The organism is Arthrobacter sp. 10T419 (assembly GCF_056394105.1).
Map to the genome: position 1 here is coordinate 1 of NZ_JBFTHF010000080.1, position 371 is coordinate 371.

The 371-nt window shown below is 73.0% G+C and carries 1 protein-coding gene; it reads right to left on the minus strand.

Annotated features, from left to right (window positions below):
* A partial coding sequence (locus AC1DBD_RS17970) for a sensor histidine kinase (protein ID WP_476982749.1) occupies positions 1-371 on the minus strand: 371 nt, incomplete at both ends.

The window sequence follows — 371 nt, forward strand, 5'->3', positions numbered from 1 at the left end:
GCGCCACGCGCGCCCCCGACGCATGCTTGCCGGCGTTGGCGAGCAGCTCGCGTATCGCGCGCAACAGCACACGTGCCACCGCCGCTGGCGGATCGGCGGGCAGCGGCGCCGCATCGACATCGATATGGATACCCTGCCGGCTCTGCTGCCGCGCGGCCTCTACGATCCGCGCGCATTGCACCGGAAACGCGCAAGGGGACTCCGGGGCTGCCGGAGTGGCCGCATCGAGCAGGCCGGCAATCACGTCGCGCGTGGTGCGCAGTGCGTCCTTGACGAGTTGGCGGCCGTGGCGCAGCGCCGCGTCGCGCGGGTCGCTGCTCGTGCTTGCGGCAGCGGCGGCGGCTCCCTGGGTGGCCGTGTCGATCTGGATC